The organism is Bradyrhizobium guangxiense (genome assembly GCF_004114915.1).
GTDB classification, from domain to species: Bacteria; Pseudomonadota; Alphaproteobacteria; order Rhizobiales; family Xanthobacteraceae; genus Bradyrhizobium; species Bradyrhizobium guangxiense.
In genome coordinates, this window is the sequence record NZ_CP022219.1 from 2,672,441 (window position 1) to 2,689,341 (window position 16,901).

General features: G+C 63.4%; 20 protein-coding genes. 16 read left to right on the forward strand and 4 right to left on the reverse strand.

From position 1 onward, the window contains the following. Positions 1-631: 631 nt before the first annotated feature. The 9 genes from X268_RS12435 (at position 632) to X268_RS12470 (ending at position 7,887) form a co-directional block, all read left to right on the forward strand. Complete coding sequence (locus X268_RS12435; protein WP_128925228.1) at positions 632-2,296, forward strand: acetolactate synthase large subunit; 1,665 nt, start codon at positions 632-634, stop codon at positions 2,294-2,296. Positions 2,297-2,492: 196 nt separating this feature from the next. Beyond that, entirely contained in the window at positions 2,493-2,840 is a 348-nt protein-coding gene (locus X268_RS12440) for a Lin0512 family protein (protein WP_128925229.1), read from the forward strand. A 4-nt stretch (positions 2,841-2,844) separates the two neighbouring features. Then, positions 2,845-3,537 (forward strand): GNAT family N-acetyltransferase, encoded by a 693-nt coding sequence (locus tag X268_RS12445; protein ID WP_128925230.1) that lies wholly within the window; start codon positions 2,845-2,847, stop codon positions 3,535-3,537. 73 nt (positions 3,538-3,610) lie between these two features. After that, entirely contained in the window at positions 3,611-4,795 is a 1,185-nt protein-coding gene (locus X268_RS12450) for a serine hydrolase domain-containing protein (protein WP_128925231.1), read from the forward strand. Between the two features lie 95 nt (positions 4,796-4,890). Continuing rightward, positions 4,891-5,100, forward strand: coding sequence for a YgaP family membrane protein (locus tag X268_RS12455; protein WP_128925232.1), 210 nt, complete (start codon positions 4,891-4,893; stop codon positions 5,098-5,100). Beyond that, complete coding sequence (locus X268_RS12460; RefSeq protein WP_128925233.1) at positions 5,097-5,612, forward strand: RNA polymerase sigma factor; 516 nt, start codon at positions 5,097-5,099, stop codon at positions 5,610-5,612. Before X268_RS12455 ends, X268_RS12460 begins: the two co-directional genes overlap by 4 nt. Positions 5,613-6,166: 554 nt before the next feature. Continuing rightward, a complete protein-coding gene (locus X268_RS12465) occupies positions 6,167-6,832 on the forward strand; it encodes a DUF429 domain-containing protein (protein WP_128925234.1) in 666 nt (221 codons plus the stop codon). A 113-nt stretch (positions 6,833-6,945) separates the two neighbouring features. After that, the gene (locus X268_RS39360; protein ID WP_164937686.1) at positions 6,946-7,089 is read left to right on the forward strand and encodes a hypothetical protein; all 144 of its coding nucleotides are present in this window, start codon (positions 6,946-6,948) and stop codon (positions 7,087-7,089) included. Positions 7,090-7,182: 93 nt separating this feature from the next. Continuing rightward, on the forward strand, positions 7,183-7,887 hold the full coding sequence (locus X268_RS12470; protein ID WP_128925235.1) for a glutathione S-transferase family protein: 705 nt from the start codon (positions 7,183-7,185) through the stop codon (positions 7,885-7,887). 3 nt (positions 7,888-7,890) lie between these two features. On the opposite strand, the gene X268_RS12475 is transcribed toward X268_RS12470, so the two are convergent. The 3 genes from X268_RS12475 to X268_RS12485 all read right to left on the reverse strand — a co-directional run bounded on the left by X268_RS12475 (position 7,891) and on the right by X268_RS12485 (position 9,896). Further along, positions 7,891-8,673 carry a sulfite exporter TauE/SafE family protein gene (locus tag X268_RS12475; RefSeq protein ID WP_128925236.1) on the reverse strand — a complete coding sequence of 261 codons (783 nt, stop codon included), beginning with the start codon at positions 8,671-8,673 and terminating at the stop codon, positions 7,891-7,893. Between the two features lie 3 nt (positions 8,674-8,676). Further along, positions 8,677-9,309, reverse strand: coding sequence for a TetR/AcrR family transcriptional regulator (locus tag X268_RS12480; RefSeq protein WP_128925237.1), 633 nt, complete (start codon positions 9,307-9,309; stop codon positions 8,677-8,679). Between the two features lie 215 nt (positions 9,310-9,524). Then, the gene (locus tag X268_RS12485) at positions 9,525-9,896 is read right to left on the reverse strand and encodes a tRNA-binding protein (RefSeq protein WP_128929233.1); all 372 of its coding nucleotides are present in this window, start codon (positions 9,894-9,896) and stop codon (positions 9,525-9,527) included. Positions 9,897-10,000: 104 nt separating this feature from the next. Here X268_RS12485 and X268_RS12490 point away from each other — a divergent pair, with 104 nt between their 5' ends. Further along, complete coding sequence (locus X268_RS12490) at positions 10,001-10,354, forward strand: ArsC family reductase (protein ID WP_128925238.1); 354 nt, start codon at positions 10,001-10,003, stop codon at positions 10,352-10,354. Positions 10,355-10,379: 25 nt separating this feature from the next. On the opposite strand, the gene X268_RS12495 is transcribed toward X268_RS12490, so the two are convergent. Then, positions 10,380-11,021, reverse strand: coding sequence for a PAS domain-containing protein (locus tag X268_RS12495; protein ID WP_164937687.1), 642 nt, complete (start codon positions 11,019-11,021; stop codon positions 10,380-10,382). Between the two features lie 342 nt (positions 11,022-11,363). Between X268_RS12495 and X268_RS12500 the strand changes: the two genes are divergently transcribed. The 6 genes from X268_RS12500 to X268_RS12525 all read left to right on the forward strand — a co-directional run bounded on the left by X268_RS12500 (position 11,364) and on the right by X268_RS12525 (position 16,835). Then, positions 11,364-12,119 carry an ABC transporter ATP-binding protein gene (locus X268_RS12500; RefSeq protein ID WP_128925240.1) on the forward strand — a complete coding sequence of 252 codons (756 nt, stop codon included), beginning with the start codon at positions 11,364-11,366 and terminating at the stop codon, positions 12,117-12,119. Further along, positions 12,112-12,858 (forward strand): ABC transporter ATP-binding protein, encoded by a 747-nt coding sequence (locus X268_RS12505; protein WP_128925241.1) that lies wholly within the window; start codon positions 12,112-12,114, stop codon positions 12,856-12,858. Before X268_RS12500 ends, X268_RS12505 begins: the two co-directional genes overlap by 8 nt. 33 nt (positions 12,859-12,891) lie before the next feature. After that, entirely contained in the window at positions 12,892-14,127 is a 1,236-nt protein-coding gene (locus X268_RS12510) for an ABC transporter substrate-binding protein (RefSeq protein WP_128925242.1), read from the forward strand. Positions 14,128-14,200: 73 nt separating this feature from the next. Further along, positions 14,201-15,064 carry a branched-chain amino acid ABC transporter permease gene (locus X268_RS12515; protein WP_128925243.1) on the forward strand — a complete coding sequence of 288 codons (864 nt, stop codon included), beginning with the start codon at positions 14,201-14,203 and terminating at the stop codon, positions 15,062-15,064. 1 nt (position 15,065) lies between these two features. After that, entirely contained in the window at positions 15,066-16,034 is a 969-nt protein-coding gene (locus X268_RS12520; RefSeq protein WP_128925244.1) for a branched-chain amino acid ABC transporter permease, read from the forward strand. A 156-nt stretch (positions 16,035-16,190) separates the two neighbouring features. Next, complete coding sequence (locus X268_RS12525) at positions 16,191-16,835, forward strand: DUF47 domain-containing protein (protein ID WP_128925245.1); 645 nt, start codon at positions 16,191-16,193, stop codon at positions 16,833-16,835. The last annotated feature ends 66 nt before the right edge of the window (positions 16,836-16,901 follow it).

The following is a 16,901-nucleotide window of genomic DNA, read 5'->3' on the forward strand; positions in this document are numbered from 1 at the left end:
GGAGAGCCGTGAGCGAGAGTGTCGCGCATACGACCGGTGTGATCGGCGTACGGCAAAATCGTGTGGTCCTGGCGCCCGCAGGCTGGCGTCAAGTCTCGCGGTGATGTGGCGGCCCGACCGGGCACGCGCATCAGTCATCCGAGAAGGCGACGGGGGCAATAGTGCAACGCTCCCCGGGGAGAGCACGACATAAGCCGTCAACCCACTGCGCAGGGAAGGCCGGGATGTCCTGGCTACACCTGTATGCCGCTGTGCAGCTTCTTGTTACGCAGGATTTCGCACAGTGGACCTCGGGTGGCAGCGGGCTCCCGGTCTTCCCTGCGCCCTCTTTCAATTACGAGGGTGAAGAGACGAAGCAAAGCTCGGGCGAGATGCGCCGCGAGGCTGCGAAGGCATGTCTGCAATGGAGAGGCTTGCTGCACGAGCGACGCCGGTACTTCTTGCTCCGTCATTGCGAGCGCAGCGAAGCAATCCAGAATCTTTCCGCGGAGGGGTTCTGGATTGCTTCGTCGCAAGAGCTCCTCGCTGGTGGATGCAGCCGCGCGCCTCTTTGTGAGTTGTGCCCGTCTCATGAGCCGTTACCATGTGCTCGCGCCCGGGAACACGGGAGCTATTCTCAAGCGGAGGCGACATGATCGGGCAGGAACGAAAGGTGAAGGGATCCGACCTGTTCGTGGCGGCCCTTGAGAATGAAGGCGTCGATCGCATCTTCGGCGTTCCCGGCGAGGAAAATCTCGATGTGGTGGAATCGCTCCGCACGTCCAAGATCGAGTTGGTCCTGACCCGCCACGAGCAGGCCGCCGCCTTCATGGCCGCCACCCATGGCCGGCTGACCGGCAAGCCAGGCGTTTGTCTCTCGACGCTCGGTCCTGGTGCGCTGAACCTGTCCACCGGCGCGGCCTATGCGCATCTCGGCGCGATGCCGATGATCCTGATCACCGGCCAGAAGCCGATCATGAGCAGCCGGCAGGCGCGCTTCCAGATCGTGGACGTGGTCGCGACCATGAAGCCGCTGACGAAACTGTCGCGGCAGATCGTCAGCGCCTCCAGCATTCCGACGGTGGTGCGCGACGCGTTTCGCGTCGCGATGGAGGAGCGGCCCGGGCCGGTGCATCTCGAGCTGCCTGAGGACGTCGCCGGCGACGAGGTGCCCGGCGTTCCCGTGATCCCGGTCCATCCGATCGAGATCCCGGTCGCCCATCGCGCCGCGCTCGACCGCGCCGCCGAGATGATCTTGGCCGCGAAGCGCCCGCTGGTGATGATGGGCGCGGCAACCAGCCGGCCGCGATCGACCCACGGCATCGCAAGCTTCGTGCGACGCACCGGCATTCCGTTCTTCACGACGCAAATGGGCAAGGGCACCGTGCCCGGCGGCACCAATCTCTACATGGGCACCGCCGCCCTGTCCGAGCGCGACTATGTGCACGATGCCATTGACGCCGCCGACCTGATCGTTGCGATCGGCCACGACCCGATCGAGAAGCCGCCCTTCATCATGGGACCGTCGGGGCCGAAGGTCATCCACGTCAGCTATACCTCGGCGAGCGTCGAGCAGGTCTATTTTCCGGACGCCGAGGTCGTCGGCGACGTCGGACCGAGCCTGGAGCTGCTCGCCGACCGGCTCGAAGGCAAGCTGCCGCAGGCCGCGGCGCTGCTGCCGCTCAGGGAGGAAATTCTCGGCCACATCGCCGACCGCGCCACCGAGGCGCGCTGGCCGCCGACGCCGCAACGCATCGTGCACGACATCCGCCAGGTGATCCCGGAGAACGGTATCGTCGCGCTCGACAACGGCATGTACAAGATCTGGTTTGCGCGCAACTACCGCACCCGCGTCGCCAACACGCTGCTGCTGGACAATGCGCTGGCGACCATGGGCGCCGGCCTGCCGTCCGCGATGATGGCCGCCATGCTCTATCCCGACCGCCGCGTGCTCGCGGTCGCCGGCGACGGCGGCTTCATGATGAACAGCCAGGAGATGGAGACGGCGGTCCGCCTCAAGCTCAACCTCGTCGTGCTGGTGCTCGAGGACAACGCCTACGGCATGATCCGCTGGAAGCAGGCGGTGGATCATTTCGCCGATTACGGTATGACCTTTGGCAATCCGGACTTCGCGCTTTACGCCAAGGCCTACGGGGCGAAGGGGCATCGCATCGAGAGCATCGACAGCTTTGGCCCGACGCTCGACGCCGCCTTTAGGGAAGGTGGCGTGCATCTGGTCTCGATTCCGATCGATTATTCGGAGAATGTGCGAGTGCTCGTGGACGAGCTGCGCGCGCATGAGAAGGCGAAGGCGTGATTGATGGGAGGCGAAACTGTTTCCACATCGTCATCGCGAGCGCAGCGAAGCAATCCAGAATCGTTCCGCAGAGGCCGTCTGGATTGCTTCGTCGCCAGCGCAAAATTGCTTCGCAATCTTGACGCGGGCTCCTCGCAATGACGGAATATGCCGACCAGCCGAAGTGCTATAGCCACCCCAGCCATAGGAACATGAAATGACCCGCATTCGTTGTGTCACCGAGATGGGCATGGGCGTCGACGTCCATGGCCGGGACGCTACCAAGGCGGCGAAACGGGCGGTGTCGGATGCGATCCGGCATTCCAGCCTCGGCTTCTTCCGGATGATCGGCAAGACCGCAAACGACATGTTCGTGGACGTCACGATCGGGGTGCCGAATCCGGAAGCCGTCGACAAGGAGGCGGTCGCCAAGGAGCTGCCTTACGGCACGGTGACTGTCACCACGGTCAAGGGCGGGCTTGAGATTCCCTCGGCCACGGAAGTCGCGAACGACCCCATCCTCATCGCCAATGCGGCGGTGATCGTCAGCTTCGACAAGGACTAGGCCGGTGTCCGAGAGCGATGAGGCGCTGCTGGATCGCCCGATCTGGAGCGCGCTGACGACGAGCCAGAAGCATCTGGCCGAGGGTGGCCCACGGGCGCTCCGCTACCCCGCCGATATGACGCCGTTTGCCGACATGGTCGACATGTCCGCGGCGAGCTTTGCCGCGCTCCGCGATCTCTTGTCGGGTCCACAAGTCGCCGCGCTGTTCACGACGGAGCCGGTCGAGATGCCCGCCGGGTTCAAGGTCGTGCTGGCCGAGACCGGCGAGCAGATGATCGGCTCTCCCGCCGACAGTTCGCTCCGCGATGCCGAGATCGTCACGCTGGGGCCGGCCGACGTGCCTGCGATGACGGCACTGACGGAGTTAACCAAGCCGGGGCCGTTCGCGCCGCGCACCCATGAGCTCGGCACGTTCCTCGGCATTCGCGCCGGCGGCGAGCTGGTCGCGATGACGGGCGAACGGATGAAGCCGGGAAAGTTCGTCGAGATGACAGCCGTGTGCGTGCATCCGGACTATCGCGGGCGCGGCTATGCGCAGGCGCTGTTAGCTGCGGTCGCACGACGAATCGAGGCGCGCGGCGAAATTCCGTTCCTGCACGTGTTTTCGAGCAACAGCTCTGCGATCGCGCTGTACCGTCGGCAGGGCATGCGGATCCGGCGTCGGCTGTACGTGACCGCGTTCATGAGGGAAGGATAGCTCCGCTCCGGGCGGCGTTCATTTCCTGTGAATTTTCGTTATATCCGTCCCAACCACAAATTCGGGGAGACACATGGACGCCAGGGTCAGCGATTTTTCCGCCGTACGGACGGCGATGCAGCGCTACGTCGATCAGGAGATCATCCCGGGCGCGTCCTGGGCGGTGCTGCGCGGGCGCGAGGTGGTGGACCAGCAATGCGTCGGCTTTGCCGATCGCGAGGCGAACGCAGCGCTGCGGCCCGACCACATCTTCCGCGCGTTCTCCAACACCAAGATCTTCGTCACCTGTGCGGTCATGCTGCTGGTCGAGGAAGGCCGGATCGGTCTCGATGACCCCGTCGAAAAGATCCTGCCGCAGCTCGGCAATCGCAAGGTGCTGAAGCAGGATGCTTCGAACCTTGCCGATGTCGAGCCGGCGAAAAGCCCGATCACGATCCGCCAGCTCCTGACCCACACCTCCGGCCTCAGCTACGGCATCTTCGATCCCGGCACGGTGCTGTTCAAGGGTTACAACGAGGCGCGCGTGCTCAATCCGCTGACGCCGCTCAGCGATATGATCGACAAGCTCGCCGACTTGCCGCTGTCCTATCATCCCGGCACGGCCTGGGAATATTCGGTGGCGACCGACGTGCTCGGCCGCGTCGTGGAGGTCGTCTCGGGCAAGTCCCTCGATGCCTTCCTCAAGGCGCGCATCTTCGAGCCGCTCGGCATGACCGACACCGGTTTCTACGTTCCCGAGGCACAGCAGGGCAGGCTGGTCGCGCTCTACAATGGGGCCGATGTGCTCGATCCCATGAAGCCCGGCCTCACGCGCGCGGACGATCTGCCGTTTCCCCAAGCCTATCGGCGGCCGTTCCCGCGCCTCTCGGGCGGCGGCGGCCTGGTCTCGACCTTGCCCGACATGCTTGCGCTGGTCCGCGCGCTGCTGCCGGGCTCGGACGCGCTGTTGAAGCCGCAGACGCTGCGGCAGATGATGACGAACCAGCTGCCCGCGGGTCAGACCATCCGTTTCGCCAATCTCGGTCCGATCCCCGGCAAGGGTTTTGGCCTCGGCGGCGCAGTCACCTTCGCGCCGACGCCATTCGATCCGCCGAACTCCACCGGTGAATTCCAGTGGGGCGGCCTGGCGGGCACCCATTGGTGGATATGTCCGGAGGCCAATACCGCCGGCGTGCTGATGGCCCAGCGCTATATGGGCTTCTGGAATCCGTTCTTCTTCGAGTTCAAGCGCCTGACCTACCAGGCCGTCGGAGGCTGACGACGAAAAATTTGCCTGTCGCCGCGAATCCTTTTCGGCCGGCGCGCCCTCTTGGTGGTCGAGGCAGTCAGCCTCGACTTGGCTCGGAGGATGCGATGGCATTTTACAGGAAGAACATTGGCGGCCTGCAGCAGACGGTGCGGATCGCCTTGGGCGTCGCGGTAGCGGCCGCGGCATTCGTTTATCTCGCCGGCGCGACGGCGTGGCTGGTCGCACTCGGCGGTGTTGTTTTCGCACTGACCGGCCTCGTCGGTTATTGCCCGATGTGCGCGATGGCGGGGATCGGACGAGGAGGCGCGTCGTGAGTGTGGCCGCGATCTCGCCGAAGCTGTTCGAAGCCGCGCGGCTTGGCGATCCCCATGCGATCGCCTCGCTGCTCGAGACCGCACAGCCGGACATCCGCCGCTACGCGCGCGCGACCTGCCGCAGCTCCGCGGATGCCGAGGATGCGACGCAGGAGGCACTGTGGATCCTGTTCCGCCATGTCGGCACGATCCGCTCGCTGCTGGCATTTTCGGCCTGGCTGTTCAGCGTGGTTCGGCGCGAATGTTTGCGGCTTGCGCGGAAGGCCGGGCTCGCGCCGCCGACCGATGACGGGGAGGGGGCCCTGCTGTCGCGTCCTGAAGCCGAGCTGCGGCTCGACGTCGCCGCGGCTTTCGAGGCGCTGCCGCCGCATTATCGCGACGTCGCGCTGATGCGCGACGTCAAGGAAATGACCATCGATGAAATTGCCGATGCACTCGGTGCGTCCAGGCAGACGGTCAAGGCGCGCCTGCACCGGGCCCGCGCCCTGATGCGCGAATATCTGACGAGATGAGGGACCATTGAACGAAAAGGAAAAGAATGGAGTGATGTGAGCGGGAGACATCGCCTCGCGGCAAACCGAGTTACAATAATTCGATCGCGGCGCTGTCGACGCGCCGCACGTTGCGAACCCTTTTGGGTTCGCTCTGCCATCGGTGTCCGGCTCATCGCCTCGTTCCCTCCGGCAGGCCCCGCGCACTTGGGCACGCGCCTTCTCGGCGCGAGCCCCGGGATCCGGGTCTCCCGTTCCGGCCATTGCCGGGTTGTTCGGTTGGGCCGCGCGGCGGGCAACAAAAAACCCTCCGGAGCGGCAGGCTCGGGAGGGTCCGTGAGAAGCGGACGATCGATCTTGCGGTCAGGCAAGATCGCTCCCATGAGCCGGGCATGCGATGTCGAATAGCTTCGGGCTATTCGGCATGCGGACAATTCTTTCGTAGCGGAGTGACATCGCTCGGTTCATGGTGTCTGTCGCAAACGGAAGTGCTTGCGAGGGCGCGGGACATGCGCCCGCAACTTGCGGATGTCAAGCGAGACGCGCGCGGAAACGGAAATTGACGGACGCATGACGTGCCAAACTATTTGGGGCTGGACGGATTTCGCTTCGGCTGGGTCGCGGCGTGGATCGACAAGCGCGGCGATCACGGCTTCGATTATTCGCCGGGCCTGAGACGCCTGCTCGCGATGCCGCATGCGCGCGCAATGATCGACATGCCGATCGGATTGAATCCGAGCGGCTATCGCACCTGCGACCTGCGCGCACGCGAGCTGATTGGTCCCGCCGTGTTTCTCGGCGCGCGCCGCGACCTCTGGACATTTGCCGATATGGCGGCGGCCAATCGCCATTACTGGACGCAAGAAGGCAAGGGCAGGGGCGTGTCGGCGCAGCTCTGGAATATCCGGGACAAGATCCGAGACGTCGACGAGATCATGACGCCGGCGCGGCAGGCGACGATCGGCGAGGCGCATCCGGAATTGGTGTTCTGGAATCTGGCAGGACGCGTGCGGCTCGCGAACAAGACGACCGAGCAAGGCCGCGAGCAGCGCATCGCGCTCCTGGCGCAACGCGGTTTCACGCGCCTGCCGAAATGGCTGACATGGCGTCACGGCACCGGCATCGGCCGCGACGATCTCATCGATGCCTGCGCGTGCGCGGTCGCAGCGCGCGACAGCATGCAGCGTGTCGGGGGCGATGAGCGCGATCCGCGCGGGCTGCGGATGGAAATCAATTATTGAGAGTGAGGCCGTCGGTCTCGCTGGGAAAAAGCGGCAATTTATTCATGGCATGCGGGAACTGTCGCTGGCCGGCCCGCGTTCCCGTCCCGACACAGGACAGAGATGCTCGTGCGATGAATGATGCCAGTCAGTTCGCGACCGCGATGCTCGCGCTCGTTTTCACCGGAGCTCTGCTCATCACCGGTCGGCTCTTCATCGAGCAGCGCGCGCAGCGCGATGCGGTTTACGCCACCAGCCATGTGCTGCGGCCATTGTGAGCCGCTGGATCTGGTGTGACGGCCAGCTGGCCTTGCGCTAGTCGGCAGCTCGCCTAGATTAGCCGGCATCTCACGAACCCAGCCGGAGTGCCGATGTCCAATCTATCCGCCTTTCCCGTCACCAAGCGCTGGCCGGCCAAGCATCCTGAGCTGCTCCAGTTGTACTCGCTGCCGACTCCGAACGGCGTCAAGGTCTCGATCATGCTCGAGGAGATCGGGCTTCCTTACGAAGTTCATCTCGTCGATTTCGGCAAGGACGACCAGAAGACGGCTGAATTCCTCTCGCTCAATCCGAACGGCAAGATCCCGGCGATCCTCGACCCCAACGGTCCGAGTGGCCGGCCGCTGCCGCTGTTCGAGTCCGGGGCGATCCTGCAATACCTTGCGGAGAAAACCGGCAAGTTCCTGCCCGAGGATGCCGCGCGGCGCTATCAGACTATCCAGTGGCTGCACTTCCAGATGGGCGGCATCGGGCCGATGTTCGGCCAGGTCGGCTTCTTCCACAAATTCGCCGGCAAGGATTTCGAGGACAAACGGCCGCTGGAGCGCTACGTGGGCGAGTCAAAGCGGCTGCTCGGCGTGATGGAGACGCATCTTTCCGGCCGGCAATGGTTCATGGATGACGATTACACCATTGCCGACATCTCCATGCTCGGCTGGGTGCGCAATCTCATCGGTTTCTACGGTGCCGGCGATCTCGTCGCGTTCACACAGTTCAAGTCGGTCGGTGCCTGGCTCGAGCGCGGGCTGGCGCGTCCGGCGGTGCAGCGCGGATTGAACATTCCGCAGCGGCCCTGAAACCTAGCTCAGCGCCTTGTAGGTCATGTAGATCGCCATCAGCGAGACGAGGGCGATCATGGCGCCGCGGAGCACCGATCGGCTGACGCCATTGGCCATGCGTGCGCCGAGATCGGTGCCAACCCAGAGCCCGGCAAGGATGCCGATGATCGCCGGCCAGCCGACCATGAGGCCCTTGCTCCAATAGATCCAGGCCGCCGGAAGATTGGTCGGGATGATCGAGAAGACGAGGCTGACGAGCTGCGCCTGATGCTGCGGCACGCGCAGGCCCGCGGCGAGGCCGACCGTGATCGCCAGACCTCCGCCGATGCCCATGAAGCCGGAGGAAAATCCGGCGAGCAGGCCGATGAGGAGCAGGGGGAGCCAAGGCAGCTGGTCTTCGTCCCCGGCTTCGCGGCTGCCGTCCCTGCGATCGCGGCGCAGGATCAACAGGGCCATCAGCGCGACGAGATAGACGACGTAGGTCCATTGCAGGACGGAATCGGAAACCGTTGTTGCGGCATAACCGCCGCCGGCGCCGCCGATCAGAAATCCGAGGCCGATCCACATGACCCACGGCAAGGGGCTGCGATTGCCGCTTTGCCAGTAGCGGCGTATGCCGGCGAGACCCGTCGGCGGAATCTGGGTGATCAGCGAAGTGCCCTGGGCAACGTGCTGCTCGGCCCCGAGCAGCAGCACGGAGAAGATCACGAGCCCGCCGCCCGGGCTGGTGCCCGAGAAGCCCGATGCCAGTCCGGCGACCAGACCGACACCGCCGCCGGCGAGGAGCTCGTGGAGCCAGGACATCGCTTACGTCCGGGTCCGCCGCCTGGTACCGGGCCTGGTCGTGCGAAAGCCGTCGATCACCCCGGTCACGGCCGCCATGCAGGCCTCGACGTCAAATTCGTCACCCCAGCATTTTTGCAGCACAAACCCCTGGAAGATCGCGATCAGAACGCGCGCGATCGCGTCCGCACCGAAGTCGCGTCTGATGAGGCCGTCGTGCTGGGCGCGCTCGACCAGCGCGACGATCAGAGCGCGCGGCATCTCGATGCCCTCGACGACGCTGCTGCGGACGCGGCGGTTGCGCAGGGCTTCGGCCCAGCCGTGGACGCCGACACGGCGGCGGGCTTCGCCGGCGGGATCGGTCAGCCATTGCGCGTAGACCCGGATCAGCGCGTGAAGTCCTTCGATCGGATCGCCGGATCCTTTCGCAACCGAATTGAGCACGGCTTCGCGCCGATGCCGGTCGTCCGCGAGTGCTTCGATCAGATCGTCCTTGCTCTGGAAGTAGAGATAGACCGCGCCATGGCTCAGTCCGGACCGCCTGACGATGTCGGCCATGCCGGTCTGGTGAAAGCCGTCTTCGGAGAAGCAGGCGAGGGCCGCTTCGAGAATCTGCTGCCGCCGGCCTTCGCGCTGCTTGTCGCTGATTTTGGGCATTCGGCGGTCCCCAAATAACTGACAGATCGATCGTTTTCCGACGGATCCTGGCAAACGCCAAAAGTAAGGTTGTCAAAACAAAAAACGATCAGTCAGTCATTTTTATTGCCAAAAAGAAGCCCGGTCAAGCCCGGCCGCGGACGCCGGGAAAGACGGAGGATGACGTCGTTGCGAATGCGCTGGCCCGAAGCGAGGCCGCAGGCCGGGTCGCGCGGCTAGAACAGCCGTCCGCCGTTCGGCACCGGCTTTCTCGGCTGCACCAGCACGACCTTGCCGTTGGCATCGGGCAAGCCGAGCGTCAGCACCTCCGAGATGACAGGTCCGATCTGGCGCGGCGGGAAATTGACGACGGCCGCGACCTGTTGTCCCACCAAAGTCTCGAGCGGATGGTTTTCGGTGATCTGGGCCGAACATTTGCGCACGCCGATGGCGGGTCCGAAGTCGATCCATAGCCGAAAGGCCGGCTTGCGCGCCTCGGGAAACGGCTTGGCGTCGACGATGGTGCCGACGCGGATATCGACGGCGAGGAAGCTGTTGAAGTCGATGGTCGGCGAGGCGGCGGCTGCGGGATCGTGGGTGACGTGCATGGGATGTCCGTTCGGCGAGTTGGCGTCGTTCGCGATATTGTCGCGCGAACCGGAGTTTCGTACAACGCCACGTCCGTCACGATACGTCATGCGCGAGGAACGTCTTGCCCAACACAATCTACGGCATCAAGAACTGCGACACCATGAAGAAGGCGCGAGCCTGGCTCGACACGCATGGCGTGCCTTACGCGTTTCACGACTACAAGGCGGCTGGCGTCGAGAAGGACAAGCTCAAGCAATGGAGCGACAAGGTCGGTTGGGAGACGCTGCTCAATCGCGCCGGGACGACCTTCAAGAAGCTGCCCGATGCCGACAAGGAAGGCTTGAGCGAGAAGAAGGCGCTGGCCCTGATGCTAGCGCAGCCATCGATGATCAAGCGGCCGGTGCTGGAGATTGGCGGCAGGCTGCTGGTCGGCTTCAAGCCGGACATCTATGCCAAGGAAGTCAAGGTCAAGTAGGTTCGCTGCCAGCGCCCGCCGACCGCTAGTTCAGCTCGATCATCTCGGTGGCGGTGCCGGGCTGGTCCGCGAGCTCGACCACGTCGGCAGTCGCGATTCGGCCGGGTGCGCGATGGAAAAGCTCGCGATCGATCACGGCGCGCAGCTTCGGACGCGGTAGCGCGTCGTTTCCGCGCATCAGATTCTTGATCTCAAAGCCGCCGTCCTCGCAGAAGGTCTTGACCGAGGCGATGACGTGACAGACCTTGCCGTCGGTGTGGAACGGCAGCAGCAGCCGTTCATAAGCGACGATGCGGCCGTAGATGTCGTCGACATCTGCAACGCTATAGACCGGCAGGGCGCGCGCCACACATTTATGATAGATCGGCATCACGAACGGTGCGAGACGTTGCCCGAGATAATCGCTGAGCAGAACGCCCTTGCCGGTCTGCCCATAGGCGCGCGAGATACGTGTGCCTTCGCTCTGGATGATCAGGCTCGGCGTCGGCGTCGAGATGTCCACCGTATAATAGATGAGGTCGGAGAGTTCTTCCTCGAGCCGCGCGGGCTGGTACTCCCAGATCGCCGGTGCGATCTGCTGGCGCGCATAAAGTCGCAGCCACGTGTTCAGCAGATCTCGCTGCCTGATCGACTTGACGATGGAGGGAGCGGCGCTCGCGAAATCCAAGACAATATTCCCGGAAGATAAACCCAAAGCATGATGTCGTTTGCGGGGAAATTTTTGATGAAGGCTGGCGCGCGGCACGAAAGACCGTTAACGACGGCTTGATGGCCGGTGCCTTGCGAACCGGGAGGCCGGGCAGGCACGACATCGAACAACTCCGACTAAGGGAGCATTTGTATCCCAGCCGGAGGCCTGATCTGCTCAGCTTTCCGCCTTGCCTAACCCCCGTCACCTCCGGCATATTCCGCGCCCGGAGGCGGCGTTCCGGATGGGCTCCAAGACCTCCGGAATGCCGAAGTAAACTAAGGATAGCCACGCGTATTTCGCGGGCAGGGGGAAATCTGTTTGGCCGATGAGTTCATTCTCGAAACGGAAGGCTTGACCAAGGAGTTCGCGGGCTTTTTCGCGGTCCGCGACGTTGCGCTCAAGGTTCGCCGTGGGAGCATTCATGCGTTGATCGGCCCGAACGGGGCCGGCAAGACGACCTGCTTCAATCTTCTGACCAAGTTCCTCAAACCGTCTGCCGGAAAAATCCTGTACAAGGGGCAGGACATCACTGCGATGGCGCCGGCCGACGTGGCCCGCATGGGCCTTGTTCGCTCGTTCCAGATCTCGGCGGTGTTTCCGCATCTCACCGCGCTGGAGAACGTCCGTGTCGCGCTTCAGCGCCAGCACGGCTCTTCGTTCGATTTCTGGCGCTCCAAGTCGGTCCTCAACCGTTACAACGACCGCGCACGCGAGTTGTTGAACGATGTCGGCCTCAGCGAGTTCGCCAACACGCCGGCGGTCGAGATGCCCTATGGGCGCAAGCGTGCACTCGAGATTGCAACCACGCTCGCGCTCGACCCGGAGATGATGCTGCTGGACGAGCCGATGGCCGGCATGGGTCACGAGGACATCGACAAGATCGCTGCGCTGATCAAGCGCATCTCCGCGAAATACACCATCCTGATGGTGGAGCATAATTTGAGTGTCGTGGCCAACCTCTCGGACATCATCACCGTGCTGACGCGCGGGCAGGTGCTCGCGCAAGGTCATTACAGCGAGCTCACCAAGGACGAGCGCGTCAAGGAAGCTTATCTGGGAGCCGGTCATGCCTGACACTGCGATCGCCGAGGCTCCGGCCAAGGCTGCGACCGGCGGAAACATCCTTCAAGTCCGCAACCTCGAAGCCTGGTACGGCGAGTCCCACATCCTGCACGGGATCAACTTCGACGTGAACGCGGGAGAGGTCGTCACCCTGCTCGGGCGCAACGGCGCCGGCAAGACGACCACGCTGAAGTCGATCATGGGCATCATCGGCAAGCGCACCGGCTCGGTGACGTTCAACAACCGGGAGATCATACGCGCGACCTCTGACAAGATCGCGCGTATGGGTATCGCGTTCTGCCCGGAAGAGCGGGGCATATTCTCCAGCCTCGACGTGCGTGAGAATTTGATGCTGCCGCCGGTGGTCCGTGAGGGCGGGTTGCCGCTCGATCAGATCTTCGAGCTGTTCCCGAATCTGAAGGAGCGGCTGGGCAGCCAGGGCACCAAGCTGTCCGGAGGCGAGCAGCAGATGCTCGCGATCGCGCGCATCCTGCGCACCGGCGCGAGCTTCCTGATGCTGGACGAGCCGACCGAGGGTCTCGCGCCCGTCATCATCCAGCAGATCGGCCATACCATTGCGCGGCTGAAGAAGGAGGGATTCACGATCCTTCTGGTCGAGCAGAATTTCCGCTTCGCGTCCACCGTCGCCGACCGCTACTACGTGGTCGAGCATGGCAAGATCATCGACGGATTTTCCAATGCGGAGCTTGCCGCCAACATGGACAAGCTCCACACCTATCTCGGCGTCTAGAACGCCAAAGAAGAATTGAAAAAGGAAAGTTGCATGAAGACCAGGTCGATTGCGTCATTGCTGCTGACCACCGCGCTGACCACCGCGCTGACCATCGCCGCGGCGGGTGTCGCGTCCGCGCAGGACAAGACCGTCAAGATCGGTGCGCTGTCCGATCAGTCCGGCCTCTACGCCGATCTCGGCGGCCCCGGCTCGACGCTCGCGGCGCAGATGGCCGTTGAGGATTCCGGCCTGGCGGCGAAGGGCTGGAAGATCGACATCATCTCCGGCGATCACCAGAACAAGCCCGACATCGGCACCGCGATCGCGCGGCAGTGGTTCGACGTCGACAAGGTTGACGTCATCGTCGACGTACCGAATTCCGGTGTGGCGCTCGCCGTCAACAACGTCATCAAGGAAAAGAACGGCGTCTACATCAATTCGGGGGCGGCGACCTCCGATCTCACCAACGCGCAGTGCTCGCCCAACACGGTGCACTGGACCTACGACACCTACATGCTTGCGCACACCACCGGCCAGGCGCTGGTCAAGGCAGGTGGCGACACCTGGTTCTTCCTGACCGCGGATTATGCCTTCGGTGCCGCTCTCGAGCGCGACACCACGGCGGTGGTCACGGCCAATGGCGGCAAGGTGATCGGCGGCGTCAAGCATCCGCTGAATACGCCGGACTTCTCGTCCTTCCTGCTCCAGGCGCAGTCGTCCAAGGCCAAGGTCATCGGTCTTGCCAACGCCGGCGGCGACACCACCAACACCATCAAGCAGGCGGCCGAGTTCGGCATCGGCAAGGGCGGTCAGAAGCTCGCGGCATTGCTGCTCTTCCTCACCGACGTCAAGGCGATCGGCCTCGAGACCGCGCAGGGCCTCAACTTCACCGAGACGTTCTACTGGGACATGAACGACCAGACCCGGGCGTTCTCGAAGCGCTTCGCTGCGAAGATGAAGAACAACGCGCCGCCGACCATGGTGCAGGCCGGCGTCTATGCGGGCGTGCGTCACTATCTCAAGGCGCTCGAAGCGGTCGGCGGCAATCCGCATGACGGCGTCAAGATCGTCGAGAAGATGAAGTCGATGCCGACCGAGGACGATCTGTTCGGCAAGGGCGAGATCCAGCCCAACGGCCGCACCATCCACAGCGCCTATCTGTTCGAGGTGAAGAAGCCCTCCGAGTCCAAGGGACCGTGGGACTTCTACAAGCTGGTGGGCTCGGTGCCGGGCGACCAGGCTTTCACGCCGCTATCCGAGAGCAAGTGCGCGCTCTTGAAGAAGTGAGATAACCGCCCGCGGGCCTTGAGGCTTGCGGGCGACTTTTGAGGGAACGCCGAAGGGACCGGGTGCGGAATCGATGCAGGCTCTATACGCTCAGCTACTGGTGGGACTGATCAACGGCTCGTTCTACGCGCTGCTCAGTCTCGGGCTTGCCGTGATCTTCGGCATGCTCAACATCATCAATTTCGCCCATGGCGCGCTCTACATGATGGGCGCCTTCGTCGCCTATTTTCTCTTGAACCTCGGCGGCATCAACTACTGGTGGGCGCTGCTGCTTGCGCCCGTCATCGTCGGCATCTTCGGCATGATCCTCGAGCGGACCATGCTGCAATGGCTGACCGGCCTCGATCACCTCTATGGCCTGCTGCTGACCTTCGGCATCGCGCTGATCGTGCAGGGCGTGTTCCAGAACTATTTCGGCTCCTCGGGACTGCCTTACGCCATTCCGGACCAGCTCAGGGGCGGCATGAACCTGGGATTCATGTTCCTGCCGATCTATCGCGGTTGGGTCGTCGTGTTCTCGCTGGTCGTGTGTCTGGCGACCTGGTTCCTGATCGAGAAGACGCAGCTCGGCGCTTACCTGCGGGCCGCCACCGAAAATCCGACGCTGGTGCGCGCTTTCGGCATCAACGTACCGCGCATGATCACACTCACTTACGGCCTCGGCGTCGGTCTGGCCGCGCTCGCCGGCGTGCTCTCGGCGCCGATCAACCAGGTGCGGCCGCTGATGGGTGCGGATCTCATCATCGTCGTGTTCGCGGTGGTCGTGATCGGCGGCATGGGATCGATCATGGGCTCCATCATCACCGGCTTCGCGCTCGGCGTGATCGAGGGCCTGACCAAATATTTCTACCCCGAGGCCTCCAACACCGTGGTGTTCGTGCTGATGGTGCTGGTGCTCTTGGTGAAGCCAACGGGATTGACGGGAAGGGCGGCCTGATATGACAACCCTGACAGACGACACGCTGCCGGCATCCCCGCGCGCGATGCGCGACGAGATGATTGTGTTCGTTGTGATGGCGCTGCTCTTGGCGTCGGTCCCGTTCACGGGAGTCTATCCGTTCTTCGTGATGCAGGCGCTGTGCTTTGCGCTGCTCGCCTGCGCCTTCAACCTGCTGATCGGCTATGGCGGCCTGCTGTCGTTCGGCCACGCGATGTTCTTGGGGACGGCCGGCTATTGCAGCGCGCATGCGCTGAAGGTGTGGGCGTTGCCGCCCGAGCTCGGTATCCTCGTCGGCATTGCAGCGGCTTTCGTGCTCTCGATCATCACGGGCTACATCTCGATCCGCCGGCAGGGCATCTATTTCTCGATGATCACGCTGGCGCTGTCGCAGCTCTTGTACTTCATCTACCTCCAGGCCCCGTTCACCCATGGTGAGGACGGCATCCAGGGCATCCCGCAGGGGCGCATGTTCGGGGTGTTCGATCTCTCCAAGCCGACGGTGCTCTATTACGTCGTGCTGGTCGGGTTCCTCGCCGGCTTCCTGCTGATCTTCCGCATCATCAACTCGCCGTTCGGCGAGGTGCTGAAGTCGATCCGTGAGAACGAGCAGCGCGCGATTTCGCTCGGCTACCGGACCGACCAGTACAAGTTCCTGGCCTTCGTCCTGTCCGGCACGCTGGCCGGTTTCGCCGGCGCGCTGAAGGTGTTCGTGGCGCAGAATGCCTCGCTCACCGACGTCCATTGGTCGATGTCCGGTGAAGTCGTGCTGATGACGCTGGTCGGCGGCCTCGGCACCATCTTCGGTCCCGTGGTCGGCGCCTTCGTGATCATCGCGATGCAGCAATATCTGGCCGGGTTCGGCCAATGGGTGACAGTGATCCAGGGGTCGATCTTCGTGATCTGCGTGCTCACCTTCCGTCGTGGCGTCATCGGCGAAATCGCGCATTACTTCCGGCGATCGCTCTAAGTCATTGATTCAAGGTCGATTTACTTATTGCGTGAAAGCGGTGGATGATCCGGCTCCGCGGGCGTGAGATGACACGCACGTGGATCGAAAATGGTCTATGACAGTTTCATGACGGCCCCGACGGGCCGGGCCATTTCCAACCGGTAGCCTGTCCCCATGATGCGATGGTTTCGCGCTTTCCTGCCCAAGGAAGAACGGTTCTTCGACCTGTTCGACCGGCATGCCCAGACCGTGATTCAGGGGGCAATCGCGCTCCAGGGGATGCTCAACGGGGGCGAGGAGACGCCGGTCTATTGCCAGCGCGTCAACCAGTTCGAGAACGACGCCGACAACATAACCCGTGAGGTGCTGACGGCGGTGCGCCGCACCTTCATCACCCCGTTCGACCGCGGCGACATCAAGAACCTGATTACCTCGCTGGACGATGCCATCGACCAGATGCAGCAGACGGCCAAGGCCGTGATGCTGTTCGAGGTCCGCAGCTTCGAGCCCCCCATGCGCGAGATCGGCGGGCTGCTGATCGAATGTGCCAATCTGGTCGGCCGCGCGCTGCCCTTGATGCAGGCGATCGGCCCGAACGTCGCCATGCTCACCGCGATCACCGAGGAGTTGGGCAAGCTGGAGGGCCGCGTCGACGACCTCCACGACATCGGACTGAAGGAGCTGTTCCTCAAGCATCGCGACGGCAACGCGATGGACTTCATCGTTGGTGTCGAGATCTACGACCACCTCGAGAAGGTGGCCGATCGCTTCGACGACGTCGCGAACGAGATCAACAGCATCGTCATCGAGCAAGTTTAGCGCATGATCCGGAAAAGTGTGCAGCGGTTTTCCTTCGCGACAAACGCGGAATGCGTTTGCGCGGAG